The 24,024-nt window shown below is 67.0% G+C and carries 22 protein-coding genes; 12 read left to right on the top strand and 10 right to left on the bottom strand.

Annotated elements, in window-relative coordinates; all coding sequences use genetic code 11:
* The first annotated feature begins 25 nt into the window (after window positions 1–25).
* A complete protein-coding gene (locus YU1_RS0109285) occupies window positions 26–1,420 on the top strand; it encodes a sigma-54-dependent transcriptional regulator (RefSeq protein WP_029003826.1) in 1,395 nt (464 codons plus the stop codon).
* Complete coding sequence (locus tag YU1_RS0109280; protein WP_029003825.1) at window positions 1,413–3,476, top strand: sensor histidine kinase; 2,064 nt, start codon at window positions 1,413–1,415, stop codon at window positions 3,474–3,476. Before YU1_RS0109285 ends, YU1_RS0109280 begins: the two co-directional genes overlap by 8 nt.
* Window positions 3,477–3,488: 12 nt before the next feature.
* Here YU1_RS0109280 and YU1_RS0109275 read toward each other — a convergent pair whose 3' ends face one another.
* Window positions 3,489–4,346, bottom strand: coding sequence for an IclR family transcriptional regulator domain-containing protein (locus YU1_RS0109275; RefSeq protein ID WP_245263276.1), 858 nt, complete (start codon window positions 4,344–4,346; stop codon window positions 3,489–3,491).
* A gap of 406 nt (window positions 4,347–4,752) precedes the next feature.
* On the opposite strand from YU1_RS0109275, the gene YU1_RS0109270 reads away from it, so the two are divergent.
* The 10 genes from YU1_RS0109270 to YU1_RS0109225 all read left to right on the top strand — a co-directional run bounded on the left by YU1_RS0109270 (window position 4,753) and on the right by YU1_RS0109225 (window position 13,808).
* Window positions 4,753–5,565, top strand: a complete 813-nt coding sequence (locus YU1_RS0109270) for a citryl-CoA lyase (RefSeq protein ID WP_029003823.1) — start codon at window positions 4,753–4,755, stop codon at window positions 5,563–5,565.
* A 10-nt stretch (window positions 5,566–5,575) separates the two neighbouring features.
* The gene (locus YU1_RS28760; protein WP_051356681.1) at window positions 5,576–6,763 is read left to right on the top strand and encodes a CaiB/BaiF CoA transferase family protein; all 1,188 of its coding nucleotides are present in this window, start codon (window positions 5,576–5,578) and stop codon (window positions 6,761–6,763) included.
* A 41-nt stretch (window positions 6,764–6,804) separates the two neighbouring features.
* Window positions 6,805–7,665, top strand: a complete 861-nt coding sequence (locus YU1_RS0109260) for a DODA-type extradiol aromatic ring-opening family dioxygenase (RefSeq protein ID WP_029003822.1) — start codon at window positions 6,805–6,807, stop codon at window positions 7,663–7,665.
* Entirely contained in the window at window positions 7,662–8,027 is a 366-nt protein-coding gene (locus tag YU1_RS0109255; protein ID WP_029003821.1) for a hypothetical protein, read from the top strand. The genes YU1_RS0109260 and YU1_RS0109255 overlap by 4 nt, the downstream gene beginning before the upstream one ends.
* Window positions 8,028–8,094: 67 nt before the next feature.
* A complete protein-coding gene (locus tag YU1_RS0109250; protein WP_035714692.1) occupies window positions 8,095–9,363 on the top strand; it encodes an amino acid ABC transporter substrate-binding protein in 1,269 nt (422 codons plus the stop codon).
* 63 nt (window positions 9,364–9,426) lie between these two features.
* Window positions 9,427–10,302 (top strand): branched-chain amino acid ABC transporter permease, encoded by an 876-nt coding sequence (locus tag YU1_RS0109245; protein WP_029003819.1) that lies wholly within the window; start codon window positions 9,427–9,429, stop codon window positions 10,300–10,302.
* Window positions 10,299–11,303, top strand: coding sequence for a branched-chain amino acid ABC transporter permease (locus tag YU1_RS0109240; RefSeq protein ID WP_084539771.1), 1,005 nt, complete (start codon window positions 10,299–10,301; stop codon window positions 11,301–11,303). The genes YU1_RS0109245 and YU1_RS0109240 overlap by 4 nt, the downstream gene beginning before the upstream one ends.
* Entirely contained in the window at window positions 11,300–12,025 is a 726-nt protein-coding gene (locus YU1_RS0109235) for an ABC transporter ATP-binding protein (protein ID WP_029003817.1), read from the top strand. Before YU1_RS0109240 ends, YU1_RS0109235 begins: the two co-directional genes overlap by 4 nt.
* Window positions 12,006–12,743: an ABC transporter ATP-binding protein gene (locus YU1_RS0109230; protein WP_035714690.1), complete on the top strand. Its 738-nt coding sequence runs from the start codon at window positions 12,006–12,008 to the stop codon at window positions 12,741–12,743. Before YU1_RS0109235 ends, YU1_RS0109230 begins: the two co-directional genes overlap by 20 nt.
* Window positions 12,744–12,845: 102 nt before the next feature.
* Window positions 12,846–13,808 (top strand): D-2-hydroxyacid dehydrogenase family protein, encoded by a 963-nt coding sequence (locus tag YU1_RS0109225; RefSeq protein WP_035714689.1) that lies wholly within the window; start codon window positions 12,846–12,848, stop codon window positions 13,806–13,808.
* Between the two features lie 153 nt (window positions 13,809–13,961).
* Here YU1_RS0109225 and YU1_RS0109220 read toward each other — a convergent pair whose 3' ends face one another.
* From YU1_RS0109220 to YU1_RS28745, 9 genes are all read right to left on the bottom strand, one after another.
* Window positions 13,962–15,584 carry a UbiD family decarboxylase gene (locus YU1_RS0109220; RefSeq protein WP_029003814.1) on the bottom strand — a complete coding sequence of 541 codons (1,623 nt, stop codon included), beginning with the start codon at window positions 15,582–15,584 and terminating at the stop codon, window positions 13,962–13,964.
* A gap of 76 nt (window positions 15,585–15,660) precedes the next feature.
* Window positions 15,661–16,647, bottom strand: a complete 987-nt coding sequence (locus YU1_RS0109215; protein ID WP_029003813.1) for an ABC transporter substrate-binding protein — start codon at window positions 16,645–16,647, stop codon at window positions 15,661–15,663.
* 40 nt (window positions 16,648–16,687) lie between these two features.
* Window positions 16,688–17,464, bottom strand: coding sequence for an ABC transporter ATP-binding protein (locus YU1_RS0109210; protein WP_156922018.1), 777 nt, complete (start codon window positions 17,462–17,464; stop codon window positions 16,688–16,690).
* Entirely contained in the window at window positions 17,461–18,270 is an 810-nt protein-coding gene (locus tag YU1_RS28755; protein ID WP_051356679.1) for an ABC transporter permease, read from the bottom strand. The genes YU1_RS0109210 and YU1_RS28755 overlap by 4 nt, the downstream gene beginning before the upstream one ends.
* Window positions 18,267–19,262, bottom strand: a complete 996-nt coding sequence (locus YU1_RS0109200; RefSeq protein WP_051356678.1) for an ABC transporter substrate-binding protein — start codon at window positions 19,260–19,262, stop codon at window positions 18,267–18,269. Before YU1_RS0109200 ends, YU1_RS28755 begins: the two co-directional genes overlap by 4 nt.
* A 24-nt stretch (window positions 19,263–19,286) precedes the next feature.
* The gene (gene pcaD, locus YU1_RS0109195) at window positions 19,287–20,093 is read right to left on the bottom strand and encodes a 3-oxoadipate enol-lactonase (protein WP_029003810.1); all 807 of its coding nucleotides are present in this window, start codon (window positions 20,091–20,093) and stop codon (window positions 19,287–19,289) included.
* Window positions 20,094–20,098: 5 nt separating this feature from the next.
* On the bottom strand, window positions 20,099–20,575 hold the full coding sequence (locus YU1_RS28750; protein WP_051356676.1) for an SRPBCC family protein: 477 nt from the start codon (window positions 20,573–20,575) through the stop codon (window positions 20,099–20,101).
* A 13-nt stretch (window positions 20,576–20,588) separates the two neighbouring features.
* Window positions 20,589–21,563: an amidohydrolase family protein gene (locus YU1_RS0109185; RefSeq protein WP_029003809.1), complete on the bottom strand. Its 975-nt coding sequence runs from the start codon at window positions 21,561–21,563 to the stop codon at window positions 20,589–20,591.
* On the bottom strand, window positions 21,560–23,971 hold the full coding sequence (locus YU1_RS28745; protein ID WP_084539769.1) for a xanthine dehydrogenase family protein molybdopterin-binding subunit: 2,412 nt from the start codon (window positions 23,969–23,971) through the stop codon (window positions 21,560–21,562). The genes YU1_RS0109185 and YU1_RS28745 overlap by 4 nt, the downstream gene beginning before the upstream one ends.
* Between the last annotated feature and the right edge of the window lie 53 nt (window positions 23,972–24,024).

Below are 24,024 nucleotides of genomic sequence, written 5' to 3'. Positions count from 1 at the left end.
GGCCATGGAAACGCCGGATCGCAGAATGCACGGATCAGAAGGCGCGTCCCGGGCCAAGCCCGGCGACAGCAGCCATGACACTCAACTGCTCGCAAACGCCTCCATCCTGGTGGTGGACGACGAGGCGGGCATGCGCAACTTCATGTGCCGGCTCCTCGCCTCCCGCTGCAAGCACGTGGCCGAGGCGGAATCAGCCGACATGGCCGCGCGCCTGCTCGAAACCGAGCCCTTCGACCTGCTGCTGCTCGACAACATCATGGAAGGCAAGCACGGCCTCGACTGGCTCCAGGACCTGCGGGCCTCCGGCTATTTCGGCGAGGTCATCCTGATTTCCGCCTTCGCGGATCTCGACACCGTCATCCAGGCCATGCGCGAGGGCGCGGCGGACTTCATCCTAAAGCCCTTCCGGGCGAACCAGATGCTGAACGCCGTCACCCGCTGCCTCGACCGGGCGCGCTTGCGACGCGAGAATTTTCTGCTGAGGCGCCAGCTCCATATCCTGCCCGAGGCCGGCGCCTCGCAGATCGGCCAGCTGATCGGCCGCTCCCGCGCCCTGTCCCTGGTCCGCGACATGGTGGAGCGGCTGGCGCCCCTGCCGACCACCGTGCTCCTCACCGGCGAATCGGGTACCGGCAAGGAAGTCACCGCCCGGGCCCTGCACATGCGCTCGCCACGCGCCGACAAGCCCTTCGTTCCGGTGAACTGTGCCGCCATCCCGGCCGAGATGATCGAAAGCGAACTGTTCGGCCATCTGAAGGGCGCCTTCACCGGCGCGGCCACCTCGCGCGAGGGGCTGTTCTTCTACGCCCAGGGCGGAACCCTGTTTCTCGACGAGGTGGGAGAGCTGCCGCTCCCGCTTCAGGCCAAGCTGCTCCGTGTGCTGGAAGACAAGCGCGTCCGCCCCGTGGGCAGCGAGCGGGAGGTGCCGGTGGACGTGCGCATCATCGCCGCCACCAACAGCGACCTGGAACAGGCGGCGGCGAGCGGGCAGATGCGGCGCGACCTGCTCTACCGGCTGAACGTGGTGAACATCCACCTGCCGCCGCTGCGCGAGCGCACGGCGGACATCGCGCCGCTGGCCCGCCACTTCATCAGCGAGATTTCCCAGCAGCTCGGCGTCGCGCCAATGGCTCTGGAAGACGCGCGGATCGCCGAGCTGGAGCGCTACGAATGGCCCGGCAACATCCGCGAGCTGCGCAACCTGATCGAGCGCACTATCATCCTGGGAGATCGGCCGCACTCATCCACCCCTCCGGCATTCGCCGCCAGCACCGCCGTGGGCGAAACGCTTGAGGAGGTGGAGCGCGCCCACATGCTGCACATCCTGCACAGTGTCGGAGGAAACCGCGCGGAGGCCGCGCGACGACTGGGCGTGTCGCGCAAGACCCTCGACCGGAAATGCGCAGCCTGGAATGTCTGATCCCGTGACGCCCGCACCGGCGCCGCCCCGGCGCTGGCGTTATTCGGTGCGCTACCGTCTCCTCGCCATCGCCCTCCTCCCGACCGTGATCATCCTGCCTGCGCTGCTGATCCTGGCCGTGATGGGATGGAGCGTGATGTTCGACCGGCTGCTCACCGCCAAGGTCAGCGGCGACCTCACCATCGCCCGCCAGTATCTCAACCGCCTGATGGAGCACAGCGACGAGGCGCTGCACGCGGTGGGCGATTCCGCCGCCTTCGCCGATCTGCTGACATCCGCGGCGCCGCAGCCGATCGATGCCTTCCTAGCCCAGCGCCGCACGAGCCTGGCCCTGGATTATCTTTACGTGGTCGCCCCCGATGGCGCCGTCCTGGCGTCCACGCCGCCGCAGCACCGCGTCCTCGACTGGAAGAAATGGCCGGTGATCGCCCGGGCGATGGCCGGCATGTCGGAAACCGCGATCGACGTGCTGGATGCCGCCGACCTCCGACACCTGTCCGGCGACCTCGCCCTCCAGGCCGTCATACCCATCGTCGCGACGCCGGGCGCGATGCCCGCGGCGCGGCAGGAAGAGACCCGCGGCATGGTGATCCAGTCCGCGGTACCCGTGCGCCTGCCGGACGGCAGCCATGGCGCGCTCGTCGGCGGCATGCTGCTCAACAGGAACCTCGCCTTCATCGATACGATCAACGATCTGGTCTATCAGGCCTCCAGCCTGCCGGCGGGCAGCTCCGGCACGGCGACCCTGTTTCTCGACGATGTCCGCATCAGCACCAACGTGCGGCTGTTCGCGGGCGACCGGGCGCTCGGCACGCGCGTTTCCGAGGCGGTGCGCCATTCGGTGCTGGAGGAAGGCCGGGTGTGGCTCGACCGCGCCTTCGTGGTCGACGACTGGTACATCTCGGCCTACGAGCCGATCCTCGACAGCCATGGCCGCCGCATCGGCATGCTCTACGTCGGCTTTCTCGACCGGCCGTTCCAGACCGCCAAGCTCGGCATGCTGGCGGCCATCGCCGTCCCCTTCCTGCTGGTGCTGCTGGCCGCCCTGCCCTTCCTGCTGCGGTGGGCGCAGGGCATCTTCCGGCCGCTGGAGCAGATGGACAGCACGATCACGCGGGTGGAGGCCGGCGAGCTCGACGCCCGGACCGGCCCCGTCGGAACCACCGACGAGATCGGCCGCCTCGCGCACCATCTCGATGCCCTGCTCGACCGGATCGAGGTCCGCGACCGCGAGCTGCGCGCCTGGGCGAACGAACTCGATGCGCGGGTGGCGGGACGCACCAGCGAACTGGAGGCCGCCAACCGCCGGCTGGAGGCGGCACAGGCGCAACTCGTCATGTCCGAGAAGCTTGCCGCCATCGGCGAGATCACCGCCGGCGTTGCGCATGAGATCAACAACCCGATCGCCGTCATCCAGGGAAATCTCGATGTCGCCCGTGAGGTTCTCGGATCGCAGGCGGTTCCCGTCAGAACGGAGTTCCGGCTGATCGACGAGCAGGTCCAGCGCATTACCCTGCTGGTGGACAAGCTCCTGCAGTTCGCCCGCCCGGTCCAGCCGCTGGTGGACGAGGACTTCCTCGCGCCCGGCGACGTGGTTTCCGACTGCCTGCTCTTCGTCCGCCATCTGCTTGATCGCGCGGACATCACGGTCATTCGCCACGACACTGCGACGCGCGGCGTCCATATCAACAGGGCGGAGCTTCAGCAGGTGATCGTCAACCTGCTGATGAATGCCCTCCACGCCATGCCGGAGGGCGGCACGCTCACCATCGCGACGCGCGACGAGCCGCGGCGGGGCGAGGAAGGCGTCAACATCAGCGTGAGCGACACCGGCGTCGGCATCCCTGCCGGCCATCGCGAGCGGATCTTCGACGCCTTCTTCACCACGAAGGCCAGCAAGGGCACGGGGCTCGGCCTGTCCATCAGCTATGCGCTGGTGATGCGCTACGCGGGCCTGATGGATGTGGAGAGCGAGGAAGGCAAGGGCTCGACCTTCTCCGTATGGCTCCCTGCACGGCCCCTCGCCCCCGATGGACGATCCAGCCTGCGCGCCTGAAAATGCCAGAGCCTAGCCGGCATGGCGGAGCGAATACAGGAGCGCCGGGTAGCGCGCGAAGACCTGGGTGATGCGCGCCGCGGACATCTGCAATTCGGCCAGGCGTTCGGCGACGAGACGGTCGGCGCTGAGCTTTCCGGAATAGCCGGAACTGTTGACGGCAGCGACCACCCGCCCGGTGTGATCCTTTACGGGAACGGCGAGCGAGGTGACCCCATAGTCCAGTTGATCCACGACCACCGCATAGCCGAGCTGGCGGACTTCGGCGAGGATCTGGCGCAGCTTTCCGATATCGGTCTCGGTATGCTCGGTGAGCTTGGCGGGGCGGAGTTGGGCGAGATACATCTCGATGGCTTCCGGCGGCATCCGCGAGAGCATCACGCGCCCCATGGAGGTGGCATAGCCCGGATAGGTCGCGCCGATGGTCGCCGCCGGCCGGGACGCGCGCTGCTCCGAACAATGAGCCACGTAGAGGATGTTGGGCCCGTCGAGAATGCTGACGGAGGAGGCGTCGCCGAACTGGGCGACGAGCCGCCGCAACTCCGGCATCAGCGCCTCTTCCACATGGGCGGCGCGCAGATAGGACGCGCCGAGGGCGAGAACGCGTGCGGCCAGCACATAGCGCTTGTTGTGATGACGCACATAGCCCAGCGCGGCCAAGGTGTGGAGGCTGCGCCGGGCGGTCGCGGGGCTCATGCCCGTGCGCCGCGCGATCTCGGTCAGCGACATCTCCGAATGCCCCGCATCGAAGGTCTCCAGAACGGCGAGACCACGCGCAAGGGCCTCCACGAATTCCGTGCCGCCACGGTCGGGCACAGGCTCGTCCGCGGCCTTGGCGCTGGGGGCCGGCATCTCAGAAATGAGTGTCACTCCGCCGTTGCGGGATGCTAGGCATCCTTCCGGTTACCGAACACGTGGCGAATATTCGTCTAACGAAAATATATTCGATGTAGGGACAGAATTGCCGTCTCTGTCAAGCTGGCCGGCATGTTGCGGTGCGCCATGCCGCAGACTTTAAACTGCACTTCTTCTCTTGACATGCCCACCGCCTCACCGCACGCTTATGGCGAATAAAAATTCGCTCAGCGAAAATAATAAAGCCCGTACCGTTCAGGGCGGAGCTTGCCGGAGAAAACGCCATGCGCCCGAACACCGTCGTGGTGGAGATTGCGCCGCCGTGTGCCGCGCCCGCGGCCGCGCATTGTGCCGCCGCGCCGGGCTTCAGGCGCGCCGGATCCACCATGTCGGCGGACCCGGCCCACCTGGGAGAACAACCTTGAAGATCGGTGCTGAAACCTCGCCCACCACGGGCATCTCGGGATCCAATCCCGATACCATCCTCGTCCGCGGCCATGACCTGGTGAACGACCTGATCGGCCGCATCACCTTCACCGACCACACCTGGCTGCTCGTCGCCGGCACCCTGCCCACCGATGCGCAACGCGCCATGCTGGACGCGACCCTGGTCGCCATCGCCGAGCACGGCCTCGTGCCCAGCGTGCAGGCGGCGCGCATGACATTGGCCTCTGCGCCCGAAGCCTTGCAGGGGGCGGTGGCCGCCGGCCTTTTGGGATGCGGCTCCGTCATTCTCGGCGCCTCCGCCGATGCCGGCGCTTTGTTCGCGGAAATCCTCGCCGAGCAGGACGCCACCGGCGCTTCGCTGGACGCGGCCATCGCCAAGATCGTGCGCGGCTATCGCGCCGCCAAGCGCGCCATCCCCGGCTACGGCCACCCCCTGCACAAGGGGGCCGATCCCCGCGCCGCGCGCCTTTTGGCCATCGCCCGCGAGCTCGGCCTGCACGGGCGCCATTGCGAGGTGGCGCTGGCGGTGGAGCGGCTGCTGCCGGAGCTCATCAACCGGCCACTGGTGATGAACGTATCCAGCGCCATCCCCTGCGTGCTGCTGGATGCGGACTACCCGCTGCTCGCCCTGCGCGGGGTGCCGCTGCTGGCGCGCGCCGCCGGCCTGATCGGCCATCTGCTGGAGGAGCAGGTCCACCCCATCGGCTTCCTGATGTCCCATGCCGCCTCGTCGGCCATCACCTATGACGGTCCCGCCCCTGACGGTTTCGTCGCCAACGAGAATTGAGGAATTCGGGATGTTCGGCGTTCTCAACGACGTGCGCATCGTGGAACAGGGCACCTTCATCACCGGCCCCTGCGCCGGCATGATGCTGGCGGACCTCGGTGCCGATGTCATCAAGGTGGAAAGCGCCGGCAACGGCGATCCCTACCGCAGCTTCAAGACCGGCTTCTACAGCGCCCATTTCCAGGCCTACAACCGCAACAAGCGCAGCATCTGCCTGGACATGAAGGCCGAGGCCGACAAGGAGGTCTTCTACGACCTCATCCGCAATGCCGACGTCTACATCCAGAACTTCCGCCCCGGCGCAGCGGGACGCATCGGGGCGGACGCCGAGACGCTGCACGCCATCAATCCGCGTCTCGTCTATTGTTCCATCAGCGGGTTCGGCCAGGACGGGCCTTATGCCAAGCGGCCGGTCTACGATTCCGTCGCGCAGGCGGTGAGCGGCTTCCTGGGCGTCGCCATCGATCCCGAGCAGCCGCGCTTCATCGGGCCGGCGCTGGCGGATGCCATCACCGGCATCTATGCGGCGCTGGGCATTGCCGGGGCTCTGGTCGAACGAGGGCGCACCGGCAAGGGGCGGCTGGTGGAAATCTCCATGCTCGAAGCCATGATGCATTTCGCGGTGGAGCCCTTCATGGGCTATTTCGCGCTCGGCGAGCAGCCCACCGGCATCGACCGGCCGCGCCTCGCGCAGGCCTATATCGTGCGCTGCAAGGATGGGAAGCTGTTCGCCTTCCACCTCTCCTCCCTCGACAAGTTCTGGGACGCGCTGGTGGAGGCCACCGGCGCGACGCAGCTCGCCGCCGACCTGCGCTTCTCCGTCCGCCTGAAGCGCATCGACAATTATCTGGAACTGTCGGACGAACTGAACGCCATCTTCGCGCAGCGCGACCGCGCGGAGTGGGTGGAGCGCTTCGCGGCGTTCGATGTGCCCTATGCGCCCATCAATTCCATTCCGGACGTGGTCGAAGACCCGCAGGTGAACCATCTCGGCGTGATCGTCCCGGTGAACGAACGCACGGAAGGTGCCTCTTTCTCGGTGCGCCCCGCCTTCAGCTTCGACCATCAGCGCGCCCATGCGGTGAAGGCGGCGCCGACGGTGGACGAGGATGGCGCCCGGATCCGCCGCGCCTTGGGGGGCGACCGGCACAATTGGCCCGCGCGGGGCGTGGCCGCGATACTGGAACAGACGGCCTGACCACAAGAACAGCCAAGCAAGAACGCATCGGGGAGGAAATTATGGCGACTCTGGCGGCCGTACTGGCCACCACCCATCACCCCTTCTACCTGAAGGCGACCACCGCCCCCGTGGAGGAGCAGATCCCCCAGGCGGCGGAATGGAAGCGCAAGGTGGAAGCCTACCGCGAGACCCTCACGCGCGCCGCCCCCGACATCCTGGTAATGGTCGGCGCGGACCACTTTCATCAATTCTTCCTGGACAATTACCCCACCTTCCTCATTGGCAAGGCGCCCCGCTACGACGCCACCTTCTACAATGAGGAGCGCGAGTTCGGCCTGCCGAAATACGTGCTGGAAGGGCACGAGGATCTCTCGCGCTTCATGCACCAGGGGCTTCTGGATCGGGGCTTCGATTTCTCCTTCAGCCACGAGCTGAAGATCGACCATTCCATCATCTGCCCGATCATCACCACCCGCCCGCAGGCGGACTTGCCGGTGGTGCCCATCTACACCAACATCTTCGCGCCGCCGCTGCCATCGCCCCGGCGCTTCTGGGACCTCGGGCGGGCGATCCGCGAAGTCATCGACGCCTATCCCTCCGACCAGCGCATCGCCGCCGTGGGCTCGGGCCATCTGTCGCTGGAGCTTGGCGGGCCGCGCCAGTTCGGCGAGCACGGCCCGGACCCGGAGTTCGACCTCCAGGCCATCGAATGGCTCTCCACCGGCAACATCGAGGCGATCCTGGAGAACGTGACCCATGAGAGCATGACCAAGGCGGGCAACGCCACCCACGGCTTCATGGACCTCATCCTGATGATGGGCATCGCCGGGCCGCAGAAGGCCGCCTATGTGGACAGCCTCGACCTCTACCACACCCGTGAAGCCTATCTGACCTGGTATCCGGAGGAGGGACGCGCATGAGCAAGTATTATGTGAACAAGTTCCTCTACACCGTGGATGGAAATCCGAACTACCTCCAGCGCTACAAGGAGGACCCACGGTCCTTCGTGACCACCTGGGAACAGTCCATAGGCCCCCGCCTCAATGAGACCGAGCGGACCTCCGTCACCGGCTTCACCGAGGCTGAGCGCGAAGCGCTCATCGCGCACGACTATGTGGCGCTGTTCGAAATGGGCGCCCATTTCTTCCTGTCACTGACCATCTTCATCGCCTTGTACGACGAAGACTACATGCACCGGAGCGGTCCCCTCGCCTTCCAGCGGGAGTTCGCCGCCAGACTCCAGCATTGGAACGGCAAGGATTATCCCTCGGTCGCGCTCTGACCAGCGGCGCGACCGGCGGCAATGGCGCGGGAACAGCGCCTCGTTGACATGGATTGGGGAGGACATCATGACCATTTCCCGCAGGCGCCTCGGCAAACTCGCCGCCGCCACCGGCCTCGCCTTGGCCGCGCCCGCCGTGTGGACCACGGGACGCGCGCAGAACCGGCCGATCCGCATCGGCGCCAGCTTTTCCATGACCGGCCCCTTGTCCTCCACCAAGGCGGGGCTCGTCGGCCTCCAGCTCTGGCGCGATGACGTGAACGCCGCCGGTGGCCTGCTGGGCCGCCAGGTGGAGCTGGTCACCTATGACGACCAGAGCACTGTGGCGCAGATCCCCAGCATCTATTCGAAGCTGGTGGACATCGACAAGGTGGACATCCTCGTCTCGCCTTATGGCGCGGTGCTGTCTGCCCCGGTGATGCCCTTCATCAAGCAGCGCGGCCGCTTCATGGCCGGCATGTTCGCCCTCGCCGGCAATGACGGGGTGAAGAGCGACCGCTATTTCCACAGCGCCCCCTGGGGGCCGGACGCCAAGGTGAACTGGGCGCGCGGCTTCTTCGAGGTGGGCAAGGCGGCGGGGTGCAAGCGCATCGCGGTGCTGAACGCCGACGTGGAGTTCGCCAAGGTCTCTGCCGCCGGCGGCAAGACGGCGGCGAAGGAACTGGGGCAGGAGGTGGTGTTCGAGCAGAGCTATCCGCCCAACACCTCCGACTTTTCCGCCATCCTGCGGAACCTGCGCGGCGCCACGCCGGACGCGGTGTTCGTCTGCTCTTATCCGCCAGACAGCAGCGCGCTGATCCGCGGCCTGTCGGAAGTGGGCATCGGCGACAGTGTCAAGCTGTTCGGCGGCGCCATGGTGGGCCCGCAATATGCGGCGACCCTCCAGGCGCTGGGCTCTTCGCTCAACGGCATCGTCAACTTCAACCTGTTCGTGCCGGAGCCCACCATGGTCACCCCGGCGGTGACCAGCTTCCTCGACCGCTACACCGCCATCGCCGTGCCGGAGAAGCTCGACGCGCTCGGCTATTACATCCCGCCCTTCTATTATGTGGCGGGTCAGCTGATCGCCGCCGCGGTGACGGCCACCGGCTCCACCGAAAGCGCGGCCATGGCGACCTGGCTGCATGCCAATCCGGTCAAGACCCTGGTCGGAACCGCCACCTTCAACGAACTGGGGGACTGGACCGAGCGGCGGGTGCTGATGACGCAGTTCCAGGGCATCAAGGGCAATGACATCGAGCAGTTCCGACAGGCGGGACGGCAGGTGATCCTCGATCCGCCGGCGCTGAAGTCGGGCGAGCTGGCGCAGCCGTTCCTCAAAGCGCGCGGCGCGTGATCGCCCTCCGCGCGCCGGCGGCGGTCGCCGCCGGTACGCCTCCACCCCGCCGGAGCGCCGACCATGTTTCTTGACCAGTTCGTCAACGCCATCGGCACCGGCGTGATGCTCGGCAGCATCTATGCCGCGCTGGCGCTCGGCCTCGCCGTGACGTTCGGCCTGCTGCATATCCCGAACATCGCCCATCCCGCCTTCGTGGTGGCCGGCGCCTATGTGGTGGCCGTGGGCAATTCCTGTGGCTTCGATCCGCTGCTGGTGGCGCTGGTCGCCCTCGTGCCCTTCTATGTGGCCGGCCTTGGCTTCTACGAATTCTATGCTCGCCTGTTCGAGCGGCGCGGCGCCGCCGACACCATGAATGCCCTCACCTTGTTCTTCGGCGTCTCGCTCGTGGTGGAGACGGCGCTGCTCATCAAGTTCGGCACCAACCAGCAATCGGTCAGCGTCGCCTATGTGGGCCAGAGCCTGACCATCGGCCTCCTGTCCCTGCCCTACCGGCTGCTGGTGCCGGCGCTGCTGGCGCCGGTCATGATCCTCCTGCTCTGGCTCTACCTGCGCTTTACCCACGCGGGCATCGCCATCCGCGCGGTGGCCCATGACGAGCGCGCTCTGTCGGTGAGCGGCATCGACCCGCGCTGGATCAAGCGCCACGCCTTCGGCATCGCCGCGGCCACCGCCGTCGTCGCCGGCGCCGCGCTCATCATCATCGGCCCCGTGGACCCGTTCGGCGGGCGGCTGATGATCGGCCGCACATTTGCGGTGGTGGTGCTGGCGGGCATGGGCTCACTGCCCGGCACCATCGCCGCCGGCATCCTCATCGGCGTGTCGGAATCCATGGTCTCCGCTTTCGCTAGCCCGTCCTGGGCACCGGCGGTCGCCTTCTCCATCCTGCTCGCCACCCTGGCGCTGCGCCCCGAGGGCCTGTTCGGAGCGCACCGATGACCGCGAAGACCTCCCTGATGACCGCCGCTCCCCCGCCCGCCGCCGCGCGGGCACCGGAGGCCCGCACCCTGGTGTTCTGCGCCTGCGCTCTCGCAGTGCTCGCCCTGGGCGCCGTCCTGACGCAGACCATCGCCAACCCCTACGTGTTCTTCGCCGCCTTCATCATCGTGCAGCAGGTGGCCCTCGCCACGGGCTGGAACGTGCTGGGCGGCTATGCCGGCTACATCAATTTCGGCGCCACCGCCTTCTATGGCGCCGGCGCCTATACAGGGGCCTTCCTGCTGAAGGCATATGGCGCCTCCATCTTCCTCTGCCTGCCGGCGGCGGCGCTGGTGGGCGGCGGGCTCGGCCTGCTCATGGGTTACATGACGCTGCGCGTGCAGGGCGTCTATTTCGCCATCGCCACCATCGCGCTGGTGGTGATGATGCACACGCTGGTGCTGAACATCGATTATCTCGGCGGGGCCAGTGGCCTTGCCCTGATGCCGCCCGAGCCGCCCGCCTGGACCGGCGGGCAGGTGCAGTTCGTGTTCCTGGTAATGCTGGGCATCGCCGTGCTGGCGGTGGCCTGCGCCCGCTGGATCGAGATCTCCTGGGTGGGCCGGGGCTTCCGCGCGCTGCGGGCTTCCGAGGAGGCCGCCGAGTGCGCGGGCGTGCCCACGTTCAGGCTCAAGCTCTCCGCCTGCGCCATATCGGGCGCGATCCTGGCCATGACCGGCGCGCCGCTGGTCTTCTATGCCTCCTTCATCGAGCCGGAGACGGTGTTCGGCCTTGCCCTCGCCCTCAACGCCATCGCCATGCCGCTGATCGGGGGCAAAAAATCCTGGCCGGGGCCGATCATCGGGGCCGTGCTGCTGGGCTCGGTGCAGCAGGCCGCCACCATCACCATTTCCTCGGAACTCAACATTCTGCTGGTCGGCGTCGTCCTCATCGGCTTCGTCGCCGCCGCGCCGGACGGCATCCTCGGCCTCGTCGACACGCTGAGAAAGGGCCGGCAGTGAGCGATCCCATCCTCTTGGTCGAGAATGTTGAGAAGAGCTTCGGGGCGCTGAGGGCGCTCGGCCCCATCTCGGTTTCACTCAAAGCCGGCGAGCGGCTCGGAGTGATCGGGCCCAATGGGTCGGGCAAGACGACCCTCATCAACTGCCTCACCGGCACCCTCACGCCGAGCGCGGGCGAGGTCTGGTTCCTCGGCCGCAAGGTCACCGACCTTGCACCGCACCGGCGTGCCCGCATGGGGCTGGCGCGCAGCTTCCAGATCCCCAAGCCATTCACCGGCATGAGCGTGCTGGAGAACCTCCTGGTGCCCCTCGATCATCTCCATGATGTGGCCGATCCGCGCGCCCGCGCTATGGAGGTTCTGGCCTCCGTGGGCCTTGCCGGGCGCGCCGGCCATGAGGCCGGCGGCCTCACCCAACTCGAACTGCGCAAGCTGGAGCTGGCGCGGGCGCTGGCGGGGCGGCCCAAAGTGCTGATCGCGGACGAGGCCATGGCGGGCCTGTCGGACCGCGAGATCGACGACGTGCTCGCCATCCTCGAACGCCTCAACGAGAGCGGCGTCGCCGTCATCATGATCGAGCACATCATGCATGCGGTGATGCGCTTCTCCCACCGCATCATCTGCCTGGAGACCGGTCGGCTCATCGCCGACGGCCTGCCGGATGCCATCGCCAATGATCCGCTCGTTCAGAAGGTCTATTTCGGTGAACAGGCTCGTCATTGAAAACCTCAGCGCCGGCTATGGCGCGGTGGCCGTGCTGCACGACGTCTCGCTGGAGCTGAACGAAAGCGAGTTCGTGGCGCTGCTGGGCACCAACGGCAATGGCAAGAGCACTTTGCTCCACGCCATCCTCGGCTTCGTCAAACCCACGCGCGGGCGCATTCTGCTGGAGTGGGACGGCCGCACCGTCGATCTCACGAAGCTGCCGCCCCACCGCATCGTCAACGAGGGCATCGCCCTGGTGCCGGAGGGCCGCCGGCTGGTGCCCAACCTCACGGTGGAGGAGAACCTCGTGCTCGCGGGCAGTTGCCCGCGCGCCCGCAACGACCTCGCGCGCAATCTTGCATTCTGCTACGCGACCTTCCCCCTGCTGCGGGAGCGCAGGACCCAGCGGGCCTCCACCATGAGCGGAGGGCAGCAGCAGCTCCTCGCCATCGCCCGCGCGCTGATGACCTCGCCGCGCCTCGTCGTCATCGACGAGCCCTCGGTGGGCCTCGCGCCCATCGTCGTGGCCCAGGTGTTCGAGGCCGTGCGCGCGCTCCAGGCCGAGCAGAACCTCACCATCCTCATGGCGGAGCAGAGCTTCTTCCAGGCGGTGGACCTTGCCGCCCGCGCCTATGTGCTGTCCCATGGCCGCATCATCCGCACCATCGACCGCAGCGCCGGCAGCATCGACCCGGAGGACCTGCGCCGGGCGATGATGGGTCTGGAAGCGGCCTGACACCGGTGGACGGCGCGCTATCGTGATCGCATCGGCGCTGTACGGCGGCGCCCGGACATGCAGTCTTGGGCCTCCTTCCCCTTCAGAGACGAGATCACCCCCATGGCTGCACTGCGCATCGCCATCCTGGACGACTACCAGAACGTCGCCCTGAAGATGGCCGACTGGAAACGGCTCGGCCCCGATGCCCAAATCACCGTGTTCGACCAGCATCTGCCGACCCTGGACGCGCAGGCAGAGGCCTTGGCTCCGTTCGACGTCCTGTGCCTGATGCGCGAGCGCATGCCGGTTCGGGCGGAGTTGCTGGAGAGGCTGCCGAACCTGAAGCTGATGGTGGTGACGGGTGTGCGCACTCGCTCCATCGACTTCGCGGCTGCCGAGGCGCGCGGCGTCGTCATCTGCCACACGCGCGGCGGGGATTCCAGCTTTGCCACCCCGGAGCTGGCCTGGGGGCTCATCCTCGCCTGCGCCCGTCACATCCCGCAGGAACACCGCAACGTTCGAGACGGCGGATGGCAGCGCACGCTGGGAACGACGCTGGAAGGCCGCACGCTCGGCCTGGTGGGCTTGGGCAAGATGGGCGCGCGCATGGCTTCCATCGCCCGGGCCTTCGGCATGCCGGTGATCGCCTGGAGCCAGAACCTCACCGCCGACCGCGCCGCTGCCGCAGGCGCCGAACTGGTGGCGAAGGAGGAACTGTTCGATCGCGCCGACGTGGTGACCATCCACCTGGTACTGAGCGACCGGACACGAGGCGTGGTGAGCGCTCCCGAACTGGCGCGGCTGGAGCCCGGCTCGATCCTCGTGAACACGTCCCGTGGCCCGCTGGTGGACGAGGCGGCATTGATCGCCCGCCTGGATGCCGGCGGCCTGCGCGCGGGCCTCGATGTCTTCGATCAGGAGCCGCTTCCCGCCGGCCACCCCCTGCGGCAGCGCGACGACGTGGTGCTCACCCCCCACCTCGGCTACGTGACCGACACGACCTATGCCCAGTTCTTCGACGATTGCGTCGAAGACATCCTCGCCTGGCGTGCCGGTGCGCCCGTGCGCTTACTCGCCGGCTGAGTTGGCCGGCGCACCGGCGACGCGCGCTCCTCAGAAACCGATGGCAGTGCGCGCCGCCGGCGACATACAGCGTCGGCGCGCCGATGGCCTGGGGGCGCCCACCAGCCGGTTGCCCCGCACGGGCCGGGCAGCCCCGCCGATCGGCCGGGCCGCTCAGGTCGGCCGAAACTTGGTTTCGGGCTTCAGGCCGGGCTGCTGCGCGGCAAGGCTGTTGCGGCCGTTCACCAGATAGTCGCCGGCGACCGCGCGGGCGGCGGCCTCATCCCACTGCGGCATCCAATCGCCCAGCGAATAGCCGAACCAGGGCGCCTGCGGGCGCAAGGCGGGCAGGCCCAGTTCCTCCCAGATGGTCTTGGCCTTCTCCATGAACTCCCGCTTGGGCAGCGCGAGCGGCGGCATGGGAGACTTCATGGTGGCGTCGATCAGGAGTGTGGAATCCTCCTCCTGTGCGCTCTCGCGCTTGGGACCGTGGCCGGCGCCGCGGTGGGCCAGGGTCTGCACATCGTGAATGGGGTTTGACCTGTAGCCCATGGCCCACAGCAGCGCGTCGCCATTGTCCGGGTCGATATCGTCATTGATGGCGATGCAGATCTTCGAGCAGTCGCCCTTGAAATAGGCCGCGCCATAGAGCGCGCGCCACACCTCGGTGCGCGGCACGTCCCGCTCCAGGGTGATGATGGTGACGCGCAGCAGGCCGGTGAGCGGTTCGTGCAGCGACACTTTCTTCACCCCCTTGATGGAGAGCGTGTCGCGCAGATGGGCGAGGAACAAGGGCTCGTAGGCAACGCGCTTGATGACGCTGGATTCGCTCGGCGCCACCTGGCTGATATAGGAGGGGATCACCGCATCCCGGCGATGGGTGATGGCGGTGACGCGCATGGGCATGTTGAACTCCTCAAGCGCAATATGGCCATGGGATTCCCCGAACGGCGCCTCCGGCTCCACCCGCGTGGTGTCGATATAGCCCTCGATCACCACCTCGGCCTCGGCCGGCACCAGCAGGTCCACGGTGCGTGCCCGCACCACATTGATGGGCGCCCCCGCCAGCCCGCCAGCCACGGTGAATTCGTCCACGCCGATGGGCAGCTTCTGCGGACCCATGAAGGCCACATAGGGCGGGCAGCCGAGCACGATGGCTACCGGCATTTCGGTGTCGCCGCGCTTCTGGTGGGCGAGATAATGCTGGTACCCGCCCGCTCCGCCGACGCGGGTGGCCATGCGCACCACCAGGCGATCCGGGGCCTTCAGCGCGGCACGGTAGGTGCCCATGTTCTGGATGCCGGTGAGAGGATCCTTGGTGATGACGTTGGTGGCGCTCAGCGTCGGGGCGCTGTCGAAGCCGGGGGTGGAGACCGGAATGGGCAGACGGTCGAGGCCGTTGCCCTCGCCCTTCACCGCCTCGCCCTCGTGGACCACCTCATGGCAGGGTGCATCGTTCACCACCAGCGGATCGATGGGATGGGCGATCGCGTGGTCCCACTTGGCCTGGATCTTGTCGAGGTCGCAATCCATGCCGACGCTGTAGACGGCCCGGTTGGCCGCCATGGCGCCCACGACCACGGGGATGTCGTAAGGCCGGCCCTTGCCGTCCACGATGTTGGTGAACAGGAAGGCCTTGCGGTCCTTCTCGTCCATGCCGCCGACGAACTGCCAGCGCACCAAGGGGTGCATCTCGCTGTCCTTGTCGATCCGCCGGTCCACGGTGACCAGCAGCCCCTTCTCGCGCAGAGCGTCCAGATGATCGTGGAGGTCGTTATAGGGACGAGGAGCGGACATTGGGGGATCTCCTGGGAAGCAGGCAAGCGGCCTCGCACCCGGCGGCGCGCCGGGGGAGGCACGCAGGGTTCGGGGCTCAGGCGGACAGGCCGCCGAGTTCGGGGGCGAGCATGAATTTGGCCGGGGACGGCGCGGTCTTGAACACCGCGCCATCTTCCGCCATGTCGGTCAGCACGGCGGTGAAGCCGGCAAGGTCCACCTTGCCGTCCCGCGAATAGAGCTTGGCCTTGATGAAATAATCGTCATAGACGCTCTCCAGCAACGCCGGCTCGCGCTTTGTGTATTTGGCCAGGATCTGGATCGCTTCAGCGCGGTTGGCCGGGTCCCAGAGCCAGGCATAGGATTTCTGCAACGCGCGCGAGGCGCGCACGCCGGACTGGTCGGTGCCCGCCCAGCTCTTCTTCACGATATAGAAGATGGTGGGATAGGCGCGCATGGTGTCGAACCGCGCCAATACCGGCAGGCCCTGCTTGATGGCGAATTCCGCGCTCGGCTGAAACAGTACAGCAGCGCCGATGCCGCCCTTCTCCAGCGCCGCCACCTTGGCCGGCGAGGTACCGGCGATGGTGAGGCGATAGTCCCCCTTTTTCAGCCCCTGGCTGGCCAGCAGCCGATCCGTCAGCCAGCCCTCGCTGTTGCGAAGGCCGGACAGGCCGATGGCCATGCCCTTGAGCTGGGCGAGGCTGGTCACGTTGCGCGCGCCCACCAGCACCCAGTCGGAGCGGTTCATGGGCGCGGTCATGGCCGCGAGGTCGGCGGCCCCCTGCTCCACTGCGGCGACGAAGGTCTCAGGCTGGGAGGTGGCGAGCTGGAAATCGCCCGAGAGCGCCATCTGCACCGAATGGGCGGAGGATTGCAGGGGCTGGACGCTGGGCTCGAAGCCCTCGTCCTTGAACATCCCCTTCTCCACCGCGGCGAAGATCACCCAGTGGATGGAATTCCCGAACACCACGCTGATCGTCAGCGGCTGGGCCGCAGCCGCCAGCGCCGGGCGGGCGATGGTGGCGGCGGCCGTCATGGCGATGAAGCTGCGGCGAGAGAGGTGGCTGGCCCCGGCGCTCATAGAGAACCTCCTGGAGGGATGCGGCTTTCCGTCGTCTGTTTTATTCGGCAAGCACGGCCTGGATCCGCGCCCTGATGTCTTCCTTGGCGCCGTGGTCCGCATCCCGCCCCAGGCGCGTGTCGTAGGCGATCTTGGCGGGGCGGCGCAGCACCACGATGCGATCGCCGATCTGGAGCGCCTCATTGATGGAATGGGTGATGAAGACGGCTGTCTTGCCATTCTCGCGCACCAGCCGCGCGAACTCCTCGCGCAGCCGGTTTCCGGTCATCTCGTCCAGCGCCGAGAACGGCTCGTCGCAGAGCAGGATGTTGGCATTGGTGGCAAAGGCGCGGGCGATGGACACGCGCTGGCGCATTCCCCCCGAGAGCGCGTGGGGATAGTCGTTCTCATGCCCGCCCAGGCCGAGCTTGGTGAGCCACGCCTGGGCGGATGCCATGCGCTCCGCCTTCGGCACGTCCAGCATCTCCAGCCCGAACGCTACGTTCTCGATAGCGGTGCGCCAGGGCAGGAGGCGGTCGTTCTGGAACACGATGGCGATCTTGCCGCGAAACCAGTTGAACTGTGCGAAGGGATCGTGACCCGACACTTCCACCTTGCCGGCGCTCGGCTCCAGCAGGCCGGCGATCATGTTGAACATGGTGGACTTGCCGCAGCCGGTCTTGCCCAGGATGGCCACCAGCTCGCCGCTACCGATCTCCAGATTGAGGTCGTCCACGGCACGGAACAGATCGGTGGCGCCGACCCGGCCGAAGGTCTTCGAGACGTGCTCGAAGCGGATTTCCGGCCGGGCGGGAGGGGCGGTGTCCGTCATGGTCATAGGGAGCGCTCCGAGATGGCCCGGTACCGGAAGGCGAAGTTTTCGATGAGCGTCAGGATGTATTGAACGATGAGCACGAAGAACACGAGCTGGAGCGTCCAGGCCAGCGCGCCTGCCATATCGAAGATCTGCTGCTGCTGGAGCAGCTGATACCCGACACCGCCCGTCGCCCCCACCAGTTCGGCCACCACCACAACGCGCGAGGCGTTGCCGAGGTTGACTTTCCAGGCTGTGAGAATCTCCGGGAGGATGGAGGGCAGGATGAGCGTGCGAAACATCTGCACCCGCGAGGGACGAAAGCTCATCACCATCTCCACCAGGTCTTTCGACATGGCGCGCAAGGCGCTCACGATCTGGAAAGTGAAGGCCGGCAGGGTCGTCAACACCATGATGAAGAAGATGCGGAATTCGACGCCGTGGAACCAGATGATGGCAAACACCACCCAGGACAGCGCCGGAATGCCTTGGAAGAAGGTGAGGATGGGCGAAAGAAAACCGTCCACCAGCTTGGAGCGCGCCATCATCAGCGCCAGCACCGCGCCGATGATGAAGGCCCCGGCCAGCCCGGCCAGGATGCGCCCGACGGTGTAGAGCACATCCACGAACTGCGACCATTGCTCCAATATATCCAGGCAACGCCAGAACACGGCCACCAGCGAGGGAAACAGGAAGGCCGGGAAGAACAGCGAGGCGACCTGCCATGCTGCCCCCAGGAAGATGAACGGAGCGAGGGCGCGCACGACACGCCAGGCTCCGTCGATGATCGGCGTGGGCGGCGACGTGCCGTCAAGGGTGCGCTCGCTCACGGCTTTCCTCCGTCATAGATGGTGGCCGCGGCGGGCTCGCCGGGCAGGAAGTCGATGGTGCGCCCGGCCGCGTAGACGGCGCCGATTTCCTTGCGTACGTCGGCGGCCCAGCGGACATTGAGGCCCAGCCGGTCGTTTGACCGCACGATGTCGGCCACCGCCTTCTGGTCGTCCGCCGTGCCCTTGGGGGCGATCAGCTTGGCGGCCGCGTCCGGATTGGCCACCACCCATTCAGCGGCGGCCTTGTAGGCGGCATAGAGCTTGGGGATCAGCGGCTTGTTCTTGGCCACCCAGTCGGTGTGCGCCGCCACCCCGAGATAGGGAATATTTGTGGAGCCGGTGACCTTCTTCCAGCTCTCCGCGATCTTGAGGTCCAGGGTGCGGATGGTGGGCTTTTTCGCCAGCAGCGCGGTATAGGCCGGCTCCCACAACTGCACCGCCGAGGCACGATCCGCCAGCGCATAGCCAACGAGGCCCGGCGTCGCCGTGTTCACTACGGAAATCTTCGCCGTGTCCACGCCCTGCTGGCGGGCGAACCAGTCGAACATCACATAATTGGTGGTGCCCTTGGCAGCCGCGAGATCCTTGCCCTCCAGGTCCCTCAGGACCTTGATCTCGGGTCGCGACGTGATGACCGCGCCCCAATAATCGAACAGGTTAAATAGATAGGTGACCTTCACCCCGCGCAGGTCGGCGAGACCCACCGTGAGCAGGGCAGCGCTGCCGCCCAACTGGTATTCGCCGGAATTGAACTGTGCAGTGTAGGCGTCTGGCGTGCGCTCGTCGAAGGTGATTGCGAGGCCGTTCTTCTCATCCAGCTTCTGCGCCTTGATCACCGGCGGCAGGAACGCCCCGAGGGAGGGCGCCCCGAACACCACGATGGTCAGCTTATCGAGGGCCTGCGCCTTGGCGGGCACAACGGCCGAGAGGGCGGCGGCGACCGCCGCCGCAAAGCCCGAGATGCGAAGACCCTGTATGCGACGGTTGAGCATGGCGTCCTCCCTGGTTCTTTTTTGTTAGTCGGCCCGCGTTCGGAGGAGGAAATCTTGCACCGCCGCGGCAAACGCCTCTGGCGCCTCGACCGCCGAAAGGTGCGCGGCATCGAGGCAAACGAGCTCGGCGCCGGCAATGCCCGCGCAGATCTCCTCGGCGCGCGCCGGCGGCGTGGAGGGATCATGCGTGCCGGCGATCACCAGCGTCGGGCAGGCGATGGCGGCCAGGTCGGGCCCCACGTCGGCATGGGCCAGGATGCGGCAGCAGCCCGCATAGCCGGCCGGCGAGGTGGCACCGATCACCCGGGCGATCTGCGCCACCCGCTCGGGTGCCGCAGCCCGGAAGCCCGCCGTGAACCAGCGCTCGAGAGCCGGCGCCACGAATGGCGCCAGACCGCGTTCCAGAGCCGCCCTGGCGCGTTCCTCCCACATACCGGGCGGCGGGAAGTTGGCGGCCGTATTGGCCAGCACCAATCCTGCGACGCGATCCGGCACGTGGGCGCCGAGCCACATGGCGGTCAGCCCGCCGAGGGACAGGCCGCACACCACCGCCTTCGGGATGGAAAGTGCGTCCAGAATGGCAATCGCGTCGGCGCCGAGCCGGCCGAGCGTGTAGCCCTCGCCGGGGGCGTCGGAACGGCCGTGGCCGCGAGTATCATAGCCGATGATGAAGGCATGCGGCGCGAGACGCGTCTCCACCTCGTCCCAGGTGCTAAGGTCCGCGGTCAGCGAATTGCTGAGCAGCAACGCCGGCTTGCCCGGAGTGCCGGAGACCCGCACTTGCAGGCTGACGCCCGGCTCTACCGCGATGCGTTTGAGGGTGGTTGTCATGGTGCTCATTCCGCAGCCCCGGCGGCAAGCGCGCCGCCGTCCTCGAATTCCTTGCGCAGCGTGGTGAAGAAGCGCCCGATGAGGTGCTTGGACACGCTACCGAGGATGCGCTGGCCGACGCCGGCCACAAGGCCGCCCACTTCACCCACGCCCTGGTAGGAGAGCTGCGAAAAGCCCTCGCTCAGCGGCGTGATCGCGAACTTCGCCTCGCCGCTGCCGTGGCCCAGCGTGCCGGCACCGGACACCGTGATGCGGCAGGTATTGGGCGGCTGCTTGTCGGACAGGGCGATTTCGCCCTCGAACGAGCCGCCCACGGCGGCCACGCGCAATTGCATGTCGACCTTGTAGGCGTCAGGCGCCGTCTCGGTCATGGCTTTGCAGCCGGGAATGCAGCGGGTCAGGACCACGGGATCGTTGAGCGCGCGCCAGAGCGTCTCGACGTCCGTCTGGATGGTCTCGGTGCCGCCGATGTCGAGCTTCATGGCTGCGCCCTCCTCACAAGCCCAGGAGGCGCTGGGCGAGCCCGCCATTGATGGACGCCCGCTCCGCATCGGAAAAGCTGGTCTCTGACACGATGTTGAGCGGCGCCAGGTCGCCAATGGGAAACGGCATGTCCGACCCCATCATGATGCGCTCCGGGCCCACCACGTCCGCGAGGTAGCGCAGCGCGCGCGTGTCCTGGAGGATGGTGTCGTAATAGAACGTGGCCAGCGCGGCGTCGGGATCGCCCAGGGTCTTGTCGAGGCTGTAATTCCGGCGCAGGCGGCCGATGATATAGGGCAGCGCGGCGCCGCCGATGCCGGCGATGATCTTGGCCTTGTCATAGCGGGTGACGTGGCCCGCATAGATCAGCCGAGACAGCGCGATCAGCGTATCGGTGATGCGGCCAACCGCATTGGCCATGCCGTAGTCATGGACCCGATCGTCGCCGCTCTCGAACACCGGGTGGATGAAGATCATCGAGCCCAGTTCGTGCGCCGCTTCCCAGAACGGCACGAGGGTCGGATCATCCAGCACGCCGCCCTTGCCTTTGGGCTGGGTGCCGATCATGGCGCCCCGGAAGCCCTGGCCGTGGGCCTCGCGCAGCACCTCCGCGGCGAGCTTGCCGTCCTGCAACGGCACGCAGGCGAGCGGCACGAAGCGCGGCTCGTCCTTGCCGGCCTGCGCCAGATGGGCATTGATGAGACGCGACCATTCCACCCCCTCGGAGACAGGCAGGTCGTTGCCGAACATGTCGAGCCAGCCGCCCACCACCTGGCGGTCCACCTTCTGCTCGTCCATCCACTTCAGCCGGCCGGCGAGATCGCTGAGCGGCTTGGAGACGGGGCGCGTGGGCTTGCCGCCGGAGAAGGCGAAGCCGAGGCTGGCGCCCTCTTCGACCAGGCGCACGGAGGGGAATTTCGCGGCCTGCGAACGGATCGCCTCGATCAGGGTCGGCGGCACCAGATGGGCATGGCAGTCGATAATCATACGGCAGTCTTTCCCGTGGGATTGGCGCGCGCGGCGGCAACCGCGTCGCTGATCGCGAAGATGCGAATGGGCAGTTTGTCGAAGAAGATTCCTAGATCCGCGACAGCGTCGTTCAGGGCGCCGGAGATGGCGGCGGGGGCACCGAGATAGCCGCTCTCCCCCGACCCCTTCTGTCCGAACACTGTGAAGGGCGAGGGCGTGCAATGGTGGACGATCTCCACCTGCGGCACCTCGTGGGAGGACGGCAGCAGATAGTCCATGAAGCTCTGGGTCAGCATCTGGCCCTCGTCGTCATAGACGAACTCTTCCAGCAGCGCGGCACCAATGCCGTGCGCGATGCCGCCCAACGTCATGCCCTTCACGATGTGCGGGTTGATGACCGTGCCACAGTCATGGCCGATGACATAACGGCGGATCTCCGGCTTGCCGAGCACCGGGTCGAGCGCGATCAGCACCATATGGAATTCGAACGAATGGCAGGGGTACATCTGCACCCGGCCGCCCTCGGGCAGCTTGTCGCCCGTGGGCACCTGCATCACATGGGTGGCTTCAAGGCCCGGCTCGGTGTCCGGCGGCAAAAGGTGGAAGCCGCGATGGGCGATGTTCACCAGCTCCGCCCAGTCCAGCTTCCGGCCGCTCGCCGGGTCTGCCACCGCGCCGTTCTCGTAGGTGGCGACGTCCGCCGCCACGCCGAGGCGAAACGCGCCGATCCTCGTGAGCTTGGCCTTCAGCTTCTGCGCCGCGTGGAAGCAGGCACCGCCGAGCATGATCGCCATGCGGCTGCCCACCGGGGTATTGGACGGCAGGCAGGCGAGCGAATCCGGCCGCACGATGCGGATGAGGTCCGGATCGATCTGGAGCACCTCGGCCACCACCGTGGCGGCCAGGGTCTCATGCCCCTGTCCGGCCGAGGTGGTATGAATGGTGACGGTGACGAAGCCCAGTCCGTCCACGTTGATGCGCGCGGAATCCATCCAAGTGGTGGTCTGGTTTTTTTCGTTGAGCAACGGCTCGAAAGATGAGTTTCCGCCGGAGGGCTCCAGGCATGCGGCAATCCCGATGCCGGCCAGCAGGCCGGAGGCGCGCAACCGATCACGCTCCGCCTGAAGAGCGGGATAATCGATATGCGCCAGCACCTTGTCCACCACGGTGTGGTACTCGCCGCTGTCGTAGCGGGTGCCGCTGGGGATGAGGTAGGGAAATTCGTCGGCGCGGATGAAGTTGCGCCGGCGGATCTCCACCCGGTCCAGCCCGCAGGCCCGCGCCACCTTGTCGATGGCGGTCTCGATGGCATAATTGGTGGGCGACTGGCCGAAGCCGCGCACCGCTTCCTGCACCGCCTTGTTGGTGGTGACCGATTGCGCGCGATACTGCACGCTCTCGATCTTGTAGGGGCCGACGATGGCGCCGATGGGCTTGCCGAGCTGGAACGGCGCGCGGCCCGCATAGGCCCCCGCATTGTCCAGCGCCTTCATCTTCATGGACTTGACGATGCCCTCGTCATTGAAGGCCACGTCCACGTCGAAGATGCGTTCTGGACCGTGGGCGTCGCCGCCGCGCATGTTCTCCAGCCGATCCTCCAGCAGGCGCACCGGGCGGCCGAGGCGGCGGGCGAGGTGAGCAACCAACACCGTGTGCTTGATGCCGCGCTTCACCCCATAGCTGCCGCCCACATCCACGTCCTGGTGGACGCGCACGTTGTTGGCGGGAATGCGCAGGGCGCGGGCGATCTGGTCGGGATACTTTGGCATCTGGATAGACGCCCACACGTCCAGCATCTCGCGCCACGGGTCCCAGGAGGCGACCACGCCGAAAGTCTCGATGGGGACGGTGGAATTGCGCCCCCAGGTGACGCGGAACGACAGGTGGCGCGGGCTCTCAGTGAAGTGCTTCTCCACCTCGCCCCACACGAAGGTCTTGTCCAGCAGCACATTGGAGCCGTGCGGCGGATGCACCGGCGGGCTCGAAGGCTCCAGCGCCTCTCCCGCCTTGGTGAGATAGGGCAAGGGCTCGTAGGAGACGCGCACCTTTTCGCTGGCGTCTTCCGCCAGGGCGCGCGTGTCAGCCACCACGGCGGCGACCCATTCGCCAGCATAGCGCACCTGCCCCACGGCCAGCGGGAAGCGCCGCACATTGGGGGTATCGAGCCCGTTCATCAATTGATCGACGGCGCCGGCCAATTCCTCGCCGGTGAGCACATAGTGCACGCCCGGCATGGCCAGCGCCGCGGAGGCGTCGATGCCGAGGATCCTGGCGGCGGGATATTGCGAGCCGACGATGGCCACGTGCAACATGCCCTCCAGGGGCACGTCGGCGACATAATGGCCGTTACCGACCACGAAGCGGCGATCCTCACGCACCCGGCGGTTGCTGGAGACGAAGCGGAAAGTGGAGGGATCGGCTGTCACTTCGGGCCTCCGTCATGGGCGGTGGCGGCTTCCAGGATGCCGTGCTCGATGGC

This window comes from Azorhizobium doebereinerae UFLA1-100, assembly GCF_000473085.1.
In the GTDB taxonomy this organism is placed as follows: Bacteria; Pseudomonadota; Alphaproteobacteria; order Rhizobiales; family Xanthobacteraceae; genus Azorhizobium; species Azorhizobium doebereinerae.
Note: the sequence above shows the minus strand (reverse complement) of the source record. Positions and strands in the feature narration are given on the sequence as shown.